The sequence below is a fragment of the Klebsiella sp. K5-45 genome, from assembly GCF_030128605.1.
Lineage (GTDB): Bacteria > Pseudomonadota > Gammaproteobacteria > Enterobacterales > Enterobacteriaceae > Klebsiella > Klebsiella quasipneumoniae.
Genome location: NZ_JAKUZW010000006.1, coordinates 164,229 through 181,820, shown reverse-complemented (window position 1 = coordinate 181,820; position 17,592 = coordinate 164,229). Strand labels below are relative to the sequence as shown.

Genomic DNA, 17,592 nt, shown 5'->3' with positions numbered 1-17,592 from the left:
TTCTGGTGCATAAATCTTTGCCCTCAAGGGGCGAATAATGGCACGATAACTGGTGTTAATAGTTCTAATAAACCCGTTAGAATGACAGTCTGTCGAGGATAGTTATGAAAAAACTGGCGTTGTCTCTCTCTTTAGCGCTGGCCCTTTCCAGCGTTTCCACGGTCTTTGCCGCTATTCCGCAAAAAATTCGTATCGGTACCGATCCGACTTATGCTCCCTTCGAATCGAAGAATGCGCAGGGGGAATTGGTGGGTTTTGATATCGATCTGGCAAAAGAGCTGTGTAAGCGTATTAATACCCAATGTACCTTTGTGGAAAACCCGCTGGATGCGCTGATCCCCTCTTTAAAAGCGAAGAAAATCGACGCGATTATGTCTTCGCTGTCGATTACCGAAAAGCGTCAGCAGGAAATCGCTTTCACCGACAAACTGTATGCGGCTGATTCGCGTCTGGTGGTGAAAAAGGGCAGCCCGGTAACGCCGGATCTTGCCACCCTGAAGGGTAAGCGCGTGGGCGTGCTGCAGGGTACGACGCAGGAAACTTATGGTAATGAGCACTGGGCGCCGAAAGGTATCGAAATTGTCTCCTATCAGGGGCAGGACAATATCTATTCCGACCTGACCGCCGGCCGTATTGACGCCGCTTTCCAGGATGAGGTCGCGGCCAGCGAAGGGTTCCTGAAACAGCCTATCGGTAAAGATTATCAGTTTGGCGGTCCGTCGATTAAGGACGAAAAGCTGTTCGGCGTCGGCACCGGTATGGGGCTGCGTAAGGAAGACAACGAACTGCGCGAAGCGCTGAATAAAGCGTTTGCAGAGATGCGTAAGGACGGCACCTACGACAAGCTGGCGAAAAAATATTTCGATTTTAACGTATACGGCGAATAATTCTCACGCCTCACCATTGCGCGTCCGATTCACGCGCAATGGTGGATGACAGACAGGGTAGGCAGCATGCTGTATGGGTTTTCACAGGTTATTTTGCAGGGTGCGCTTGTCACCCTGGAGCTTGCGCTCAGCTCGGTCGTTCTCGCCGTCCTGATTGGGCTGGCGGGCGCTGGCGCAAAGCTATCGAGCAATCGTCCTCTGGCGCTGGTATTTGAAGGCTATACCACACTGATCCGCGGCGTCCCCGACCTGGTGCTGATGCTGTTGATTTTCTACGGCCTGCAGATTGCGCTTAACAGCGTTACCGACGCGCTGGGCATGGCGCAGTTTGATATTGACCCGATGATCGCCGGGATTATTACCCTTGGCTTTATCTATGGCGCCTATTTTACGGAAACCTTCCGCGGCGCCTACCTGGCGGTGCCGAAGGGGCATATCGAAGCGGCCACCGCCTTTGGCTTCAGCGGCGGGCAGACGTTCCGGCGCATCCTGTTCCCGGCGATGATGCGCTACGCGCTGCCGGGGATCGGCAACAACTGGCAGGTTATCCTCAAGGCGACGGCGCTGGTCTCGCTGTTGGGGCTGGAGGATGTGGTCAAAGCCACGCAGCTGGCGGGCAAAAGCACCTGGCAGCCGTTCTACTTCGCCATCGTCTGCGGCCTGATTTATCTGGTATTTACCACCCTTTCTAATGGCGTACTGCTGCTGCTCGAACGCCGCTATACCGTTGGCGTCAAGAGGGCTGACCTGTGATTGAAATTATTCAGGAATACTGGAAATCCCTGCTGTGGACCGACGGCTATCGCTTTACCGGCGTGGCGATTACCTTATGGTTGCTGATCTCTTCGGTGGTCATGGGGGGCATCCTGGCGGTCTTTCTGGCAATCGGCCGCGTTTCGAGCAATAAGTTCATCCAGTTTCCCATCTGGCTGTTTACTTACATATTTCGCGGCACGCCGCTGTATGTGCAGCTGTTGGTCTTTTACTCCGGTATGTACACCCTGGAAATCGTCAAAGGCACTGAACTGCTGAACGCCTTTTTCCGCAGCGGGCTAAACTGTACGGTGCTGGCGCTGACCCTGAACACCTGCGCTTATACCACCGAAATTTTCGCCGGCGCGATCCGCTCGGTACCGGCGGGCGAAATTGAAGCGGCGCGGGCCTACGGCTTCTCTTCGGTCAAACTGTACCGCTGCATCATCCTGCCTTCCGCGCTGCGGATTGCGCTGCCGGCCTACAGTAACGAAGTGATCCTGATGCTGCACTCGACGGCGCTGGCGTTTACCGCTACGGTGCCGGATCTGCTGAAAATCGCCCGCGATATCAACTCGGCCACCTATCAGCCGTTCACCGCCTTTGGCATCGCCGCGGTGCTCTATTTAATTATCTCGTATGTGCTGATTAGCTTGTTCCGCAAAGCGGAAAAGCGTTGGTTGCAGCATATCAAACCTTCTTCGACGCATTGAGAACGCCATGTCCGACAATAAATTAAACGTTATCGATCTGCATAAACGCTATGGGGAACACGAGGTGCTGAAGGGCGTCTCGCTGCAGGCGAAAGCCGGGGACGTTATCAGTATCATCGGTTCATCGGGTTCCGGGAAAAGTACCTTTCTACGCTGTATTAACTTCCTTGAAAAACCGAGCGAAGGCACGATCGTCGTCAGCGGCCAGAATATTGGCCTGGTACGGGATAAAGACGGTCAGCTGAAGGTGGCCGACAAGAACCAGCTGCGCCTGCTGCGCACCCGGTTGACCATGGTGTTTCAGCATTTCAATCTGTGGAGCCATATGACGGTGCTGGAGAACGTCATGGAGGCGCCGATTCAGGTGCTGGGCTTAAGCAAACAGGAAGCGCGCGAACGGGCGGTAAAATACCTGGCCAAGGTCGGGATAGACGAACGTCAGCAGGCGAAATACCCGGTGCATCTTTCCGGCGGCCAGCAGCAGCGTGTCTCTATTGCCCGCGCGCTGGCGATGGAGCCGGAAGTGCTGCTGTTCGATGAGCCGACCTCCGCGCTGGATCCGGAGCTGGTGGGCGAAGTGTTACGCATCATGCAGCAGTTGGCGGAAGAGGGGAAAACCATGGTGGTGGTGACCCACGAAATGGGCTTTGCCCGCCACGTCTCTTCGCATGTCATTTTCCTGCATCAGGGAAAAATCGAAGAGGAAGGGCATCCGGACGCGCTGTTCGGCGCGCCGAAAAGCCCGCGCCTGCAGCAGTTTCTGAAAGGTTCGCTGAAATAAACGGCTTACCCGGCGTCTGCGGGCGCCGGGTGGGATTCACGCTCCAGCCGGTAAATCCAGTCATCGTAATCGACGCCGTTCAGATGATAGGCTTTCTCCAGCACCTGCGTGCGCACAAAGCCTTGCTTCTCCAGCAGGCGCGATGATCCACGATTCTCTCCCAACACCCAGGCATTGATGGCCTGTACCCCCAGCGTGCTGAAACCATAATCGCAGATCGCCCGCAGCGCTTCGCTGGCATAGCCTTTTCCCTGAGCCTCGGGCAGCAGCGCATAGCCGACGTCGGCCTCGTGCGGATTTTTAGGGCTGATGCGAAGCCCAATATCGCCCAGCGCATCGCCGCGCTTATTACGCAGAACATACACGCCGGGATCGGCGCAGCGACTGGCGAACACGCTGCGCAACGCCTCCTCGCTTAACACTTCGCCCATAAAACGCATCACCTGCGGATCCTGGCGCAGGCGCAGAAAAAAGGGCCAGTCATCGGTAACAAAGCGGGTAAGCGAAAGGCGAGGCGTGGTGATGGTCGTCATAAAGCAGTCAATTCGAAGAAGGAAAGGCCTACCTTAGCACTTTGCTTCGCCAGGTAACACCGGCGAACCGGCCGGCTGGCGATGAACTCAGGCGCTTCAGGGCGCTGGCTGTCCGGGATATGGCGATGCTGCAGCGCCAGGCTGAGGCCATCCAGGCGTGGAGCATGAGCCAGCAGAATGGAATCAGGGGAGCCAATGCTCCCCTGTGTCAGCCATTAACTCAGCACATCCTTTAGCGCTTCGTCGAGATCGTACCAGCGGAAGGCGAAGCCGGCGGCTTCCAGTCGCTTAGGCAGCGCGCGCTGGCCGCCGAGCACCAGCACAGCGGATTCGCCCATCAGCAGGCGGATGGCGGCGGCGGGAACGCGGAAAATCGCCGGTCGATTGAGCGCATGCCCCAGCGCGTGGGCGAACTGCTCGTTATGCACGGGATAGGGCGAAACCATATTGAATGGGCCGCGCAGATCGTTATCCAGCAGCCACAGAATGCCGTTAACCATATCGTCGATATGGATCCAGGCCAGGTACTGTCTGCCGCTGCCGATAGGCCCACCGAGGCCGAGCTTAAAGGCCGGGGTCATTTTGCCAAGAATACCGCCCCGCGGCGCCAGTACCACACCGGTGCGCAGCAGACAGACGCGGGTGCGCTCGCTTTGCGCTTCGCAGGCAATTTGCTCCCAGCGGGCGCAGAGCTTATGGGTAAACTCATTGTGCGGCGGCTCTTCTTCAGTCACCACCACTTCGCCGAGGTCGCCGTAATAGCCGGTGGCTGACCCGCTGATCAGCACGGAGGGAGGAGTATCGCTGGCGTGGAACAAGCCCACCAGCCGCTGAGTGAGATCCCAGCGACTATGGCATAAGCGCTGTTTCTGCTCGGCGGTCCAGCGTTTATCGGCGATGGGCTCGCCCGCCAGATTGATGACGGCATCGATGTCATTGAGGTGGTGATGGCCCTCGAAATCGCGCCACAGCGTGACGCGCGGATCGAGACGGGCGCGGGCGGTATCCGGATGTCGGGTGGAGACCGTGACGCTATGCCCAAGCTCCAGCAGTCTGGGTATCAGATGTCGGCCAATCAGGCCGGTACCACCAGTAAGCAGGATCTTCATACCACCTCCCTGACATGGTTAGCGCCGCCAGCTCATGGTCATGGATACCGAGTCGGCATAGCGCAGCGCGTGAAGTTTATCGATCTCCACTTCAGCATATGTGACCCAGTGATGTTCGCATGCGATATTCAGCACATCCTGAGTTAATTTTTCCAGCAGCGAGAAACGACCATTCTCAAGATGGCTAATGATGCGTTTGGTAATGGTGCGGTAGTTCAACGCATCATTAATGTCCTCGCTGTCGCGCGCTTTATCGGCAGGGTAGTGAATGGCCACATTCACTACCACATCCTGGCGGTTGGCGATCTCTTCCTCTTTAATACCAATAAAAGTACGCAGGCGCAGGTTCTTAATACGAATAATGGCGTCTGGTTGAGACATTGCAGGCTTCCTCCGTGGTTTAAGTCCTGCAATCATACAACAAAGCGCGACGGGCGAGCAGGGGGTTAATAAGGCTGAATTTTTAGCATCGCTTCCACCGTCGCCGGCCGCTGCTTAATGCGCTCATACCAGTTATGCACCGCCGGATAGTTCGCCAGATCGATCCGCTGGCGGACATGGCAGTTCACCCAGGGCCAGGCGGCGATGTCGGCGATGCTGTAGTGGTCCCCGCCCAGCCACGGGCTGGATCCCAGGCGATGATTCAGTACCCCATAGAGTCGCTGGGTTTCCACCTGAAAACGCTCAATCGCGTAGGGCACGGTTTGCGGCGCTGAGTGGGAAAAATGCTGATTTTGCCCCAGCATCGGCCCCAGGCCGCCGACCTGCCAGAACAACCACTGCAGGGTGGTATAGCGCGCCCGCAGCTCCCCGCTCAGCAGCTTGCCGCTTTTTTCCGCCAGATAGAGCAGGATGGCGCCGGACTCGAAGACGCTCAACGGCGCGCCGCCGTCGGCAGGCATGTGGTCGACGATAGCTGGAATTTTGTTATTCGGCGAAATCGCCAGAAACTGCGGATGAAACTGCTCCCCTTTGCCAATATCGACCCGAATTAGCCGATAGGCCAGCTGCGCCTCTTCGAGAAACAGGGTGATTTTGTGGCCGTTTGGGGTGGGTGCATAGTAGAGATCGATCATAATATTTCCCGCCGTCGTGGGTCGCAAACTGATCGAGTATAGGTGAAGCTGCGCGACCCGGGAAAAAATCCGCGAGCGGGGCGCCAGCCACGCAGCGGACGAGCAGTGACATCGCTGGTAAGACAGGCTATGTTGGTTTATTGCCCTGTCTACCAACCCTGAGGAAGTTATGAGCCAGCCTGTGATTACCCTGTGGTCCGATGCCGATTTTTTCTCACCGTACGTGATGTCTGTTTATGTCGCGCTGCAGGAAAAGAGCCTGCCTTTTAGCCTTAAAACCATCGACCTGGGCAGCGGCGAACATCTGCAGGCCGGCTGGACGGGCTATACCGCCACCCGTCGCGTACCGCTGCTGGAGGTTGACGATTTCGCGCTGAGCGAGTCTTCGGCGATTACCGAATATCTGGATGAGCGTTTCGCGCCGCCTGAGTGGGAGCGCCTTTATCCACACGATCTGCAAAAGCGGGCCCGCGCCCGGCAGATCCAGGCCTGGCTACGCAGCGATCTGGTGCCCATTCGTGAAGAGCGATCCACCGCCGTGGTGTTTGGCGGGGTGAAAATGCCGGCGCTCAGCGAGGCAGGCAAGCGGTCGGCGGAAAAACTGTTTGCCACCGCTACCACGCTGCTGGCCCACGGCGGGCAAAATTTATTCGGCGAATGGTCTATTGCCGATGCCGACCTGGCGCTGATGCTCAATCGTCTGGTTCTCAATGGTGATGAGGTGCCGGAGGCGCTGGCGGATTATGCGACTTTCCAGTGGCAGCGGGCCTCAATCCAGCGTTACGCGGCGCTTTCCGCCAAACGCGGAGGCTGATAACCCGCCGCGCTTCCGCTATCATAGAGGCATCGTAACCAGTGGAGATGGAACCTATGAAGCTGATGTTTGCCTCCGATATTCATGGTTCGCTACCTGCGACGGAACGCGTGCTTGAGCGGTTCGCGCAAAGTAGCGCCAGTTGGCTGATCATCCTCGGCGATGTGCTTAATCACGGGCCACGCAACGCGCTGCCGGAAGGCTATGCTCCGGCGGAGGTGGTCGAGCGGCTGAACAGCGTGGCGGAGCGCATCATTGCGGTTCGCGGTAACTGCGACAGCGAAGTGGATCAAATGCTGCTTCGTTTTCCCATGACCGCGCCCTGGCAGCAGGTGCTTGGCGAAGGCTACCGCCTGTTTCTGACCCACGGTCATCTTTATAGCCCGGACAATTTGCCGCCACTTGCCGCTGGCGATGTCCTGACGTATGGCCATACTCATATTCCGGTTGCTGAAAAACGCGGGGCGTTCTCTCTGTTTAATCCAGGCTCAGTGAGTATCCCAAAAGGGGGATATTCCGCCAGCTATGGGCTACTGGATGAGGGGCGTCTGCAGGTTTTAGCACTCAATGATAATCAGGTTATTGCAGAGGTCGCAATTTACCCGTAATTTAGCCCTCAATCATAAAGACGCGCCGCAAGAGCGCTTTTAAAGTAAGGTTTCCTGATGGCGGAACAGAATCATTTGGCAAGCACAGAATGGGTCGATATTGTTAATGAAAACAATGAGGTGATAGCACAGTCCAGCCGCGAGCAGATGCGCGCGCAGTGCCTGCGCCACCGGGCGACCTATATCGTCGTTCACGACGGAATGGGGAAAATTCTGGTGCAGCGACGCACCGAGACAAAAGACTTTCATCCGGGCATGCTGGATGCCACCGCCGGCGGCGTCGTGCAGGCTGATGAGCAGTTGCTGGAGTCGGCCCGTCGGGAGGCGGAAGAGGAGTTAGGCATCGCCGGGGTGCCGTTTGCCGATCACGGCCAGTTCTACTACGAAGATAAATTCTGCCGCGTCTGGGGAAGCCTGTTCAGCTGCGTCTCCCACGGGCCGTTTGCCCTGCAGGAAGAGGAGGTGAGCGAGGTGTGCTGGTTAACGCCGGAAGAGATCACCGCCCGCTGCGATGAGTTCACGCCCGACTCGCTGAAAGCGCTGGCGCTGTGGATGACCCGTAACGCCGGCAACGAGTATGATGACGCGGAAGAGAGCGAGCGCGAATAAACGCGCTAACGCGTGGCAGCAACTGCTGTTCGCCTCCTGACAAAAAAGGCAGCCATCTGGCTGCCTTTTGCTTTCTCTCAGCGGGCGATTACTTCTGCTGCTGAGCTGACTGGATCGCGGTCAGTGCGATGGTGTAGACGATATCGTCAACCAGCGCGCCACGAGACAGATCGTTGACCGGCTTGCGCATACCCTGCAGCATCGGCCCGATGGAGATCAGGTCGGCAGAGCGCTGTACCGCTTTGTAAGTGGTGTTACCGGTGTTCAGATCCGGGAAGATGAACACGGTCGCGCGGCCAGCTACCGGCGAGTTCGGCGCTTTGGATTTCGCGACGTCAGCCATCACCGCGGCGTCATACTGCAGCGGGCCGTCGATCATCAGGTCAGGACGTTTTTCCTGCGCCAGACGGGTCGCTTCGCGGACTTTTTCTACATCGCTACCCGCGCCGGAAGTACCGGTGGAGTAGGAGAGCATCGCCACGCGCGGTTCGATGCCGAAGGCAATCGCGGAGTCAGCGGACTGAATCGCGATTTCCGCCAGCTGCTCTGCGGTCGGATCCGGGTTGATCGCGCAGTCGCCGTAAACATAAACTTGTTCCGGCAGCAGCATGAAGAACACGGAAGAGACCAGCGAGCTGCCCGGTGCGGTTTTGATCAGCTGCAGCGGCGGACGAATGGTGTTGGCGGTGGTGTGTACCGCGCCGGACACCAGGCCATCGACTTCGTCTTGTTCCAGCATCAGGGTGCCGAGAACCACGTTATCTTCCAGCTGCTCGCGGGCGACGGCTTCGGTCATGCCCTTGTTCTTACGCAGTTCGACCAGGCGAGCCACGTAGCTTTCGCGCACCACTTCCGGGTCGACGATTTCGATACCGGCGCCCAGCTCAACGCCCTGCGCTGCTGCAACGCGGTTAATCTCATCCGGGTTGCCCAGCAGCACACAGGTGGCGATCCCGCGTTCGGCGCAGATGGCTGCGGCTTTCACGGTACGCGGCTCGTCGCCTTCCGGCAGAACAACGCGTTTGCCGGCTTTGCGCGCCAGCTCGGTCAGCTGGTAGCGGAAGGCTGGCGGAGAGAGACGACGGCTGCGCTCGGAGGTCGCGGTCAGCGATTCGATCCAGTCGGCGTTGATGTAGTTGGCAACGTATTCCTGAACTTTCTCAATGCGCTCGTGATCGTCAACCGGTACTTCGAGGTTGAAGCTCTGCAGGCTCAGGGAGGTCTGCCAGGTGTTGGTGTTGACCATAAACACCGGCAGGCCGGTGGCGAAGGCACGTTCGCACAGCTTGCTGATGCGCGCGTCCATTTCATAGCCGCCGGTCAGCAGGATGGCGCCGATTTCCACGCCGTTCATCGCTGCCAGGCAGGCGGCAACCAGCACGTCAGGACGATCTGCGGAAGTAACCAGCAGCGAACCTGCGCGGAAGTGCTCCAGCATGTGCGGGATGCTGCGCGCGCAGAAGGTCACGGATTTCACGCGGCGGGTGTTGATATCGCCTTCGTTGATGATGGTCGCATTCAGGTGATGGGCCATGTCGATCGCGCGGGTGGCGATCAGATCGAAGCTCCACGGTACGGCGCCCAGCACCGGCAGCGCGCTGCCTTTTTGCAGCTGAGCCGGGTCGATCTTCACGACTTTCGCTTTGGATGAGTCGTCGAAAATTTCCGACAGGTCAGGACGGGTACGGCCCTGCTCGTCGACCGGCGCGTTCAGTTTGTTGATGATAACGCCGGTGATGCTGGTGTTTTTCGCGCCGCCAAAGCTGTTGCGGGTCAGTTCAATACGCTCGTTCAGCTGTTCTGGCGTATCGGTGCCTTGCGACATGACGAAGACGATTTCCGCGTTCAGGGTTTTGGCGATTTCAAAGTTCAGCGCCTGGGCGAACTGATGCTTACGGGTCGGCACCAGGCCTTCCACCAGCACCACTTCCGCGTCCTGGGTGTTCGCGTGATAGTTGGCGATGATCTCTTCCATCAGCACATCTTTCTGATTGCTGGAGAGCAGAGATTCAACGTGGTTCATCTTCAGCGGTTCAGCAGCGGTGGTGGTGGAGGAGCTGGCGCGAACGATGGTGGTGGTCTGGTCCGGGGCATCGCCGCCGGAGCGCGGCTGGGCGATAGGTTTAAAGACGCTCAGACGAACGCCTTTGCGTTCCATAGCGCGGATCACACCGAGGCTGACGCTGGTCAGACCTACGCTGGTACCGGTAGGAATTAACATGATAGTACGGGACACGGTATATCCTCTTTCGTTACCGCCAGTATCAGGCGGGATACAAAACAGCACCACCAGCGACCCGTCATACTCCACGTTGCACGTGCGTTGGCTCTACTTGCTCACCCCGGTCGCGTATGCGCCGGGGATCTGCTGTGTCGCCGCCTTCCTGCAGCGCGAAGTATTGCGGGTCAGGGCTGGCGGTGTGGAATTATGCGGTCAGACGGCTGGCGTCTTGCGCGATGGCCAGCTCTTCGTTGGTCGGGATAACCACGGCAGGACGGGTGCCTTCTTTGTTGATGAAGCCAGACTTGCCGAAGCGGGCAGCCAGGTTACGCTCATGGTCAACTTCGAAGCCCAGTACGCCCAGTTTGCCCAGCGACAGCTCACGCACCATCGCGGCGTTTTCACCAATGCCACCGGTGAAGACCACGGCGTCGAGACGGCCGTCCATCAGCGCGGTGTAGGAGCCGATGTATTTCGCCAGGCGGTGGCAGTAGACGTCCATCGCGCGTTTAGCGTCGGCTTTTTCCTGGTAGTTGTCTTCTACGTAGCGGCAGTCGCTGGTGACTTCGGTCAGGCCCAGCAGGCCGGACTCTTTGGTCAGCATTTTGTTGATGGCGTCAACGCTCATGCCCAGGGTGTCGTGCAGATGGAAGATGATTGCCGGATCGATATCGCCGGAGCGGGTACCCATCACCAGGCCTTCCAGCGGGGTCAGACCCATGGAGGTGTCAACGCATTTGCCGTTACGAATAGCGGAAACCGAACCACCGTTGCCAAGGTGGCAGGTGATGATGTTCAGCTCTTCAACCGGCTTGTTCAGGATCTTAGCGGCTTCCTGAGTCACGTAGAAGTGGCTGGTGCCGTGTGCGCCGTAACGACGAACGCCGTGCTCTTTGTACAGGCTGTACGGCAGGGCGTAGAGATAGGATTCTTCCGGCATGGTCTGGTGGAACGCCGTATCGAATACTGCCACGTTTTTGTCTTTCAGGTGCGGGAAGGATTTCAGCGCTTCAGCGATGCCGATCAGATGTGCCGGATTGTGCAGCGGTGCGAAGGACGCCGCGTCTTTAATGCCCTGAATCACGGACTCGTCGATGACGACGGAGCTGGTGTATTTTTCACCGCCGTGGACGATACGGTGGCCAATTGCGGTCAGCTGAGCAGACAGTTCTGGTTTTTGTGCCAGAATAGTGTTAACGATAAAGTTCAGTGCTTCGCTGTGCGCGGCGCCCGCGCCTAATTCGGCTTCTTGTTTGCCGCCGTCAATTTTCCATTTGATACGGGCTTCTGGCAGGTGGAAGCATTCCGCTAAACCGGACAGGTATTCGTCGCCGTTAACGGCGTCAAGGATAGCAAATTTCAGAGAGGAGCTACCGCAGTTCAGAACCAGTACTAACTTACTCGACATGGAAGTACCTTTTTATGATACGTGGCTAAAAAAACGTCAGTGTGTCATTAGCGTAGCGCAGGATGACCTCGACATTTATGATTAACATCATGCCTTGTTCTGTTTTCAGGCACGATGAGATAAGTACATTTGATTTTATGCCATTTTGCATAATTTTCAGCCAATGGCAGAATATGCGATAATTTGACTAGCCTGGCAAAAGAGTCTATCCGCCCTTTCAGGCGGGCACAGGATACCTGATTGCGGCATCCTTTGCCAAAATCTTTTGAACGATGTCATGCATAGTTGGTGTTTTGCACGAATTTTTTAAGTTTTATATGTAAAGTTGAGGTAAAGCCATGTCGACCCCTGAGAAACGCCCCGTTAGCTTCTTTAGCTTGTTCAACCGCGGGCAGCACTACGCGAAGACCTGGCCTCTCGACAAGCGCCTCGCGCCGGTATTTATTGAAAACCGCATCATTCGTGCCACCCGCTACGCCATCCGCATCATGCCGCCGATCGCCATTTTCACCCTCTGCTGGCAGATAGCGCTGGGCGGCCAGCTGGGGCCCGCCGTGGCCACCGCGCTGTTTGCACTGAGCCTGCCGATGCAGGGGTTATGGTGGTTGGGTAAACGTTCAGTGACGCCGCTGCCGCCTTCCATTCTTAACTGGTTCTACGAAGTACGCGGCAAACTGCAGGAGGCGGGGCAGGCGCTGGCGCCTGTCGAAGGCAAGCCCGATTATCAGGCGTTGGCTGACACGCTTAAGCGCGCCTTCAAACAACTCGATAAAACTTTCCTTGATGATTTGTAATTCACTACGGAAAACGCATATAAAAGAAGGCGCATGATTTATGCGCCTTCTTTATTTCACGCCCTACCGTGCTACAGGAGTCACAACATGGAAATGACCAATGCGCAGCGTCTGATTTTATCCAATCAGTACAAGATGATGACGATGCTCGACCCGGACAATGCGGAGCGCTACCGTCGTCTACAAACCATCATTGAGCGTGGGTATGGGCTGCAGATGCGTGAACTGGACCGCGAGTTCGGCCAGCTGACGGAAGAAACCTGCCGTACCGTTATCGACATCATGGAGATGTACCACGCGCTACACGTCTCCTGGACCAACCTGAAAGATGCGGCGGGTATCGACGAGCGTCGGGTCACCTTCCTCGGATTTGATGCCGCCACCGAAGCGCGTTTTCTCGGCTACGTGCGCTTTATGGTCAACGTTGAAGGCCGTTACAGCCACTTTGACGCCGGCACCCATGGCTTTAACTCGCAGACCCCGATGTGGGAGAAATATCAGCGGATGCTGAGCGTCTGGCACGCCTGCCCACGCCAGTATCATCTGAGCAGTAACGAAATTAACCAAATCATCAATGCCTGAGGGAGGTGCCCGTGCAGTGTAAAGGTTTCCTGTTCGATTTAGACGGGACGCTGGTGGATTCCTTGCCGGTGGTGGAGCGTTCATGGTGCAAATGGGGGGATCGTTTCGCCATTGACCATGATGAAATTCTCAGTTTTATTCACGGCAAGCAGGCCATTACCTCCATTCGCCATTTTATGCCGGGTCGCAGCGAGGAGGATATCCAGGCCGAATTCCGTTATCTCGAGCAGATGGAAGCCACTGATATCGAAGGCATCGTCGCTCTACCGGGGGCGTTAGCCCTGCTGAATACGCTCAATGAGGCCGGGATCCCGTGGGCGATTGTCACCTCCGGCTCGATTCCGGTTGCCCACGCGCGTCACCGCGCGGCGGGCCTGCCGATGCCGGAGGTGTTTGTCACCGCTGAGCAGGTGAAGCATGGCAAGCCGGCGCCGGACGCCTATCTGCTGGGCGCCGAGCGGCTGGGTCTGCCTGCCGGGGAGTGCGCGGTGGTGGAAGATGCGCCGGCGGGGCTCCTCTCCGGACTGGCGGCCGGCTGTCGCACTATCGCGGTCAACGTGCCCGCCGATGCCCCCCGTCGGGATGAAGCTGACCTCGTGCTGAGCAGCCTGGAAGATCTGGTGGTTGAACGCCAGACTGACGGCGTGGTAAATGTGCGTCTTAAAGCGTAAACCCATGATTTCGCCCCGCGTCGTCGGGGCTTTTTTATGCCACTATGTCGACTCCCACTTGTGACAAGGAAACGTTGTGAACGGTGAATTGATTTGGGTTTTATCCCTCCTGGCCATCGCGGTTGTGCTGTTTGCTACCGGTAAGGTGCGCATGGATGCTATCGCCCTGATGGTCATTGTCGCCTTTGTCCTCAGCGGCACGCTGACGCTGACTGAAGCTTTTTCCGGGTTCAGCGATCCTAACGTGATCCTGATTGCCGCCCTGTTTATTATCGGCGACGGCCTGGTGCGTACCGGGGTGGCCACCAAGATGGGCGCCTGGCTGGTTAGCGTGGCAGGCAACAGCGAAACCAAAATGCTGATCTACCTGATGCTCACCGTCGCCGGGTTGGGCGCGTTTATGAGCTCCACCGGCGTGGTCGCCATTTTCATTCCGGTGGTCCTTAGCGTCTCGGCGCGGATGAATACCTCACCCTCGCGGCTGATGATGCCGCTGAGCTTCGCCGGGCTTATCAGCGGGATGATGACCCTGGTGGCGACGCCGCCCAACCTGGTGGTCAACAGTGAACTGCTGCGCGAAGGACTGCACGGCTTCAGTTTTTTCAGCGTCACGCCGATTGGCCTGGTGGTGCTGATCCTGGGCATCGTCTATATGCTGGCGGTGCGCTTTATGCTGAAGACGGATAATGGCGATTCCGCGCGCGATGGGCGAAAAAGAAGTACCTTTCGCGATTTGATCCGCGAATATCACCTCACCGGCCGCGCCCGCCGGCTGGCGATCCGACCCGGTTCGCCGATGATCGGTCAGCGGCTGGATGATTTAAAGCTGCGTGAGCGCTACTGTGCCAACGTCATCGGCGTTGAGCGCTGGCGGCGGTTCCGTCGGGTGATTGTTAACGTTAATGGGGTCTCGGAATTTCGCGCCCGCGACGTCCTGCTGATCGATATGTCTGCCTCCGATGTCGACTTGCGCCAGTTCTGCGGCGAGCAAATGCTCGAGCCGATGGTGCTGCGCGGGGAGTATTTTGCCGATCAGGCGCTGGATGTGGGGATGGCGGAGGTGGCGCTGATCCCGGATTCAGAGATGATAGGCAAAACGGTGCGTGAGATAGCCTTCCGCACCCGGTTTGGTCTCAATATCGTCGGCATGAAGCGCGATGGCAAGGCGATGGATGGTTCCGTGGTCGATGAGCCGCTGCAGCTCGGCGATATTCTGCTGGTGGTCGGCAACTGGCGGCAAATTGCCCTGCTGGCGAAGCGCGGCCGGGATTTCGTGGTGCTCAATATGCCGGTTGAGGTCGATGACGCTTCGCCGGCCCACAGCCAGGCTCCGCACGCGATTTTCTGTCTGGTCCTGATGGTGGCCCTGATGCTGACGGATGAAATCCCCAACCCCATCGCCGCGATCATCGCCTGTCTGCTGATGGGCAAATTCCGCTGTATCAACGCCGAAAGCGCCTACAAGGCGATCCACTGGCCGAGCATCATTCTGATTGTCGGGATGATGCCGTTCGCCCTGGCGTTGCAGAAAACCGGTGGGGTGGATCTGGTGGTTAAGGGACTAATGGACGTCGCCGGAGGCGAGGGGCCTTATCTGATGCTCGGCTGCCTGTTTGTGATGTGCGCGGCGATAGGCCTGTTTATCTCTAACACGGCCACCGCGGTGCTGATGGCGCCTATTGCCCTGGCGGCGGCGAAGTCGATGGGTGTGTCGCCGTATCCCTTTGCCATGGTGGTGGCGATGGCGGCTTCGGCGGCGTTTATGACCCCGGTCTCTTCGCCGGTTAATACTCTGGTGCTTGGCCCGGGTAAGTACTCATTTAGCGATTTTGTCAAAATCGGCGTGCCCTTTACCGTGCTGGTGATGGTGGTCTGCGTTCTGCTGATCCCGGTGCTCTTCCCGTTTTAAGAGATGCAGGCCGGGTAGGGGGCGACCGCTGCCCGGCCTGAAAAATTACAGCGGCGAATCCTGGCTGATTTCATCCAGCGACAGCTGGAAGCTCGGGACAAACACCTGCATAAAGTAATCCATCTCCGCGCTGCGCCGCGACGCCAGCGTTTTTTCCAGACGGCCTTTGGCCAGCAGAAATTCGTTGTTGCCCGCCGACAGCTCTTCGAGGCATTTCAGGTAGGCGCAGAGGGCGTCAGCCTGTTTGACGATCGACTGCTCTTCCTCACTGTAATGATGCTCGTCAATCAGCGGTTCGAAAATATCGCGCAGCTCGTCAGGCACCATATCCACCAGCTTCTGCTGGGCGATTTTCTCAATCGCCTTATATTCCTGAGCAATCTGTGAATTAAAATATTTCACCGGGGTAGGGAGATCACCGGTTAAAACCTCGGAGGCGTCGTGGTACATCGCCAGCAGGGCGATACGCTCTGGGTTGACCTGGCCGCCAAATTTGCGGTTTTTAATCGCCGCCAGCGCGTGGGCGACCATCGCCACCTGCAGGCTGTGCTCGGAGACATTTTCGGTGCGCACGTTGCGCATCAGCGGCCAGCGGTTAATCAGTTTCAGACGGGAGAGGTGGGCAAAGAAATGACTCTGACTCATAGGGACCCTTAATCAGTGACAACATCGGGTTCCATTGTGCGCAGGGATCGCCGCCGGATGCAAATGCCGGCGGCAGCACGACTAAAGCTGATGGTAGCCGGAGAGAAAGCGGCCAAAGCGGGAGATCGCCATCTCCAGGTCGTCTTCGCGAGGCAGGGTCACAATACGCACGTGATCCGGCCACGGCCAGTTAAAGGCAGTACCCTGCACCAGCAGCACTTTCTCCTGCAGCAGGAAATCGAGCACCATTTTCTGGTCGTCGTGAATATTGAAGCGTTTGGCGTCAATTTTCGGGAACATGTACAGCGCGCCTTTTGGCTTCATGCAGGAGACGCCCGGAATATCGTTGATCAGCTCCCAGGCGCGGTTGCGTTGTTCATACAGACGCCCGCCGGGAATGATGAATTCGCTGATACTCTGGTAGCCGCCCAGCGCGGTCTGGATAGCATGCTGGGCCGGCACGTTGGCGCACAGACGCATCGAGGCCAGCATTTCCAGTCCTTCGATATAGCCTTTCGCGTGTTTTTTCGGGCCATTCAGCACCATCCAGCCCTGACGGAAGCCAGCGACGCGGTAAGTTTTCGACAGTCCGTTGAAGGTCACCGTCAGCAGATCCGGCGCCAGAGCGGCAATCGAGTGATGCTGGGCTTCGTCGTAGAGGATCTTGTCGTAGATCTCATCGGCGAAAATAATCAGGTTGTGCTGGCGGGCGATCTCCACGATCTCCTGCAGCAGCTCTTTGGAGTAGACCGCGCCGGTGGGGTTGTTGGGGTTGATGATCACGATCCCGCGGGTGCGAGGCGTGATTTTGGCGCGGATATCGTCAAGATCCGGAAACCAGTCAGAGGATTCGTCACACAGATAGTGCACCGCTTTACCACTGGAAAGAGACACCGCCGCCGTCCACAGCGGGTAGTCCGGAGCGGGAACCAGCATCTCATCGCCACTGTTTAACAGCGCCTGCATCGCCTGCACAATCAGCTCGGACACACCGTTGCCGATGTAAATATCTTCCACGGTGACATCGCGCATTCCCCGTGCCTGGTAATGCTGCATGATAGCTTTACGCGCCGAGTACAATCCTTTCGAATCGCAGTATCCCTGGGCGGTAGGCAGATTGCGGATGACGTCGACGAGGATCTCGTCAGGGGCTTCGAAGCCGAAGGGCGCCGGGTTGCCGATGTTCAGTTTCAGAACCTTATTGCCTTCTTCTTCAAGACGTTTCGCTTCTTTCAGAACCGGTCCGCGGATGTCATAACAGACGTTCTCTAACTTGCTGGATTTTTCGATGGGGGACATGAATCTTGACCTTTTAGCTGTTATCGCCACTCCCTGCCGTGGAAGTCAGCACGGAACAATGTACTCCGCCTCCCCGCTGTTTTGAAGGCTTTGCAGGAGAAGATTTTGCTAATGCAGGATTTTAAGCGTAATTGATTTATCTGTTGGTTGCTGGTTTTTCCTATTGTTTATGCCTTTTCA

General features: G+C 57.3%; 20 protein-coding genes. 12 read left to right on the top strand and 8 right to left on the bottom strand.

Features of this window, described 5'->3' with window-relative positions:
- The first annotated feature begins 104 nt into the window (after window positions 1-104).
- The 4 genes from hisJ to hisP all read left to right on the top strand — a co-directional run bounded on the left by hisJ (window position 105) and on the right by hisP (window position 3,134).
- Window positions 105-887: a histidine ABC transporter substrate-binding protein HisJ gene (gene hisJ, locus MKS11_RS14610; protein WP_002913209.1), complete on the top strand. Its 783-nt coding sequence runs from the start codon at window positions 105-107 to the stop codon at window positions 885-887.
- A gap of 66 nt (window positions 888-953) precedes the next feature.
- Window positions 954-1,640 (top strand): histidine ABC transporter permease HisQ, encoded by a 687-nt coding sequence (locus MKS11_RS14605; protein ID WP_004201769.1) that lies wholly within the window; start codon window positions 954-956, stop codon window positions 1,638-1,640.
- Window positions 1,637-2,353: a histidine ABC transporter permease HisM gene (gene hisM / locus MKS11_RS14600; RefSeq protein WP_002913207.1), complete on the top strand. Its 717-nt coding sequence runs from the start codon at window positions 1,637-1,639 to the stop codon at window positions 2,351-2,353. The genes MKS11_RS14605 and hisM overlap by 4 nt, the downstream gene beginning before the upstream one ends.
- A 7-nt stretch (window positions 2,354-2,360) precedes the next feature.
- A complete protein-coding gene (gene hisP, locus MKS11_RS14595) occupies window positions 2,361-3,134 on the top strand; it encodes a histidine ABC transporter ATP-binding protein HisP (RefSeq protein WP_002913206.1) in 774 nt (257 codons plus the stop codon).
- Between the two features lie 5 nt (window positions 3,135-3,139).
- On the opposite strand, the gene MKS11_RS14590 is transcribed toward hisP, so the two are convergent.
- Entirely contained in the window at window positions 3,140-3,667 is a 528-nt protein-coding gene (locus tag MKS11_RS14590) for a GNAT family N-acetyltransferase (RefSeq protein ID WP_017899517.1), read from the bottom strand.
- 119 nt (window positions 3,668-3,786) lie between these two features.
- Between MKS11_RS14590 and MKS11_RS14585 the strand changes: the two genes are divergently transcribed.
- Window positions 3,787-3,903, top strand: a complete 117-nt coding sequence (locus tag MKS11_RS14585) for a hypothetical protein (protein ID WP_032425776.1) — start codon at window positions 3,787-3,789, stop codon at window positions 3,901-3,903.
- Here MKS11_RS14585 and MKS11_RS14580 read toward each other — a convergent pair.
- From MKS11_RS14580 to yfcG, 3 genes are all read right to left on the bottom strand, one after another.
- Window positions 3,883-4,776, bottom strand: coding sequence for a TIGR01777 family oxidoreductase (locus tag MKS11_RS14580; protein ID WP_004201764.1), 894 nt, complete (start codon window positions 4,774-4,776; stop codon window positions 3,883-3,885). The two genes, MKS11_RS14585 and MKS11_RS14580, sit on opposite strands and share 21 nt — an antisense overlap.
- Window positions 4,777-4,794: 18 nt before the next feature.
- Window positions 4,795-5,157: a dihydroneopterin triphosphate 2'-epimerase gene (folX, locus tag MKS11_RS14575; protein WP_002913200.1), complete on the bottom strand. Its 363-nt coding sequence runs from the start codon at window positions 5,155-5,157 to the stop codon at window positions 4,795-4,797.
- Window positions 5,158-5,222: 65 nt separating this feature from the next.
- Window positions 5,223-5,852 carry a GSH-dependent disulfide bond oxidoreductase gene (gene yfcG, locus MKS11_RS14570; RefSeq protein ID WP_004201763.1) on the bottom strand — a complete coding sequence of 210 codons (630 nt, stop codon included), beginning with the start codon at window positions 5,850-5,852 and terminating at the stop codon, window positions 5,223-5,225.
- Between the two features lie 169 nt (window positions 5,853-6,021).
- Between yfcG and yfcF the strand changes: the two genes are divergently transcribed.
- The 3 genes from yfcF to yfcD are packed head-to-tail and all read left to right on the top strand — an operon-like array spanning window position 6,022 to window position 7,883.
- Window positions 6,022-6,666: a glutathione transferase gene (gene yfcF / locus MKS11_RS14565; protein ID WP_004201762.1), complete on the top strand. Its 645-nt coding sequence runs from the start codon at window positions 6,022-6,024 to the stop codon at window positions 6,664-6,666.
- Between the two features lie 56 nt (window positions 6,667-6,722).
- Complete coding sequence (gene yfcE / locus MKS11_RS14560) at window positions 6,723-7,274, top strand: phosphodiesterase (RefSeq protein ID WP_087771673.1); 552 nt, start codon at window positions 6,723-6,725, stop codon at window positions 7,272-7,274.
- 57 nt (window positions 7,275-7,331) lie between these two features.
- Window positions 7,332-7,883 carry an NUDIX hydrolase YfcD gene (gene yfcD / locus MKS11_RS14555; RefSeq protein ID WP_002913197.1) on the top strand — a complete coding sequence of 184 codons (552 nt, stop codon included), beginning with the start codon at window positions 7,332-7,334 and terminating at the stop codon, window positions 7,881-7,883.
- A gap of 88 nt (window positions 7,884-7,971) precedes the next feature.
- On the opposite strand, the gene pta is transcribed toward yfcD, so the two are convergent.
- Entirely contained in the window at window positions 7,972-10,119 is a 2,148-nt protein-coding gene (gene pta, locus MKS11_RS14550; RefSeq protein WP_004201759.1) for a phosphate acetyltransferase, read from the bottom strand.
- A gap of 190 nt (window positions 10,120-10,309) precedes the next feature.
- Window positions 10,310-11,512, bottom strand: a complete 1,203-nt coding sequence (ackA, locus tag MKS11_RS14545; protein WP_284109608.1) for an acetate kinase — start codon at window positions 11,510-11,512, stop codon at window positions 10,310-10,312.
- A gap of 338 nt (window positions 11,513-11,850) precedes the next feature.
- Between ackA and yfbV the strand changes: the two genes are divergently transcribed.
- From yfbV to MKS11_RS14525, 4 genes are all read left to right on the top strand, one after another.
- On the top strand, window positions 11,851-12,306 hold the full coding sequence (gene yfbV / locus MKS11_RS14540; protein ID WP_002913194.1) for a terminus macrodomain insulation protein YfbV: 456 nt from the start codon (window positions 11,851-11,853) through the stop codon (window positions 12,304-12,306).
- 87 nt (window positions 12,307-12,393) lie between these two features.
- Complete coding sequence (locus MKS11_RS14535) at window positions 12,394-12,888, top strand: YfbU family protein (RefSeq protein ID WP_004201754.1); 495 nt, start codon at window positions 12,394-12,396, stop codon at window positions 12,886-12,888.
- An 11-nt stretch (window positions 12,889-12,899) separates the two neighbouring features.
- Window positions 12,900-13,559 carry a sugar phosphatase gene (locus tag MKS11_RS14530; protein WP_004201751.1) on the top strand — a complete coding sequence of 220 codons (660 nt, stop codon included), beginning with the start codon at window positions 12,900-12,902 and terminating at the stop codon, window positions 13,557-13,559.
- A 76-nt stretch (window positions 13,560-13,635) separates the two neighbouring features.
- Window positions 13,636-15,468: an SLC13 family permease gene (locus MKS11_RS14525; protein ID WP_004201750.1), complete on the top strand. Its 1,833-nt coding sequence runs from the start codon at window positions 13,636-13,638 to the stop codon at window positions 15,466-15,468.
- A 45-nt stretch (window positions 15,469-15,513) separates the two neighbouring features.
- Here the strand turns inward: MKS11_RS14525 and yfbR are convergent, their stop codons facing one another.
- Both yfbR and alaA read right to left on the bottom strand, forming a co-directional pair.
- Window positions 15,514-16,113 carry a 5'-deoxynucleotidase gene (yfbR, locus tag MKS11_RS14520; protein ID WP_004201749.1) on the bottom strand — a complete coding sequence of 200 codons (600 nt, stop codon included), beginning with the start codon at window positions 16,111-16,113 and terminating at the stop codon, window positions 15,514-15,516.
- Between the two features lie 81 nt (window positions 16,114-16,194).
- Entirely contained in the window at window positions 16,195-17,412 is a 1,218-nt protein-coding gene (gene alaA, locus MKS11_RS14515; RefSeq protein ID WP_004201748.1) for an alanine transaminase AlaA, read from the bottom strand.
- Window positions 17,413-17,592 lie beyond the last annotated feature (180 nt).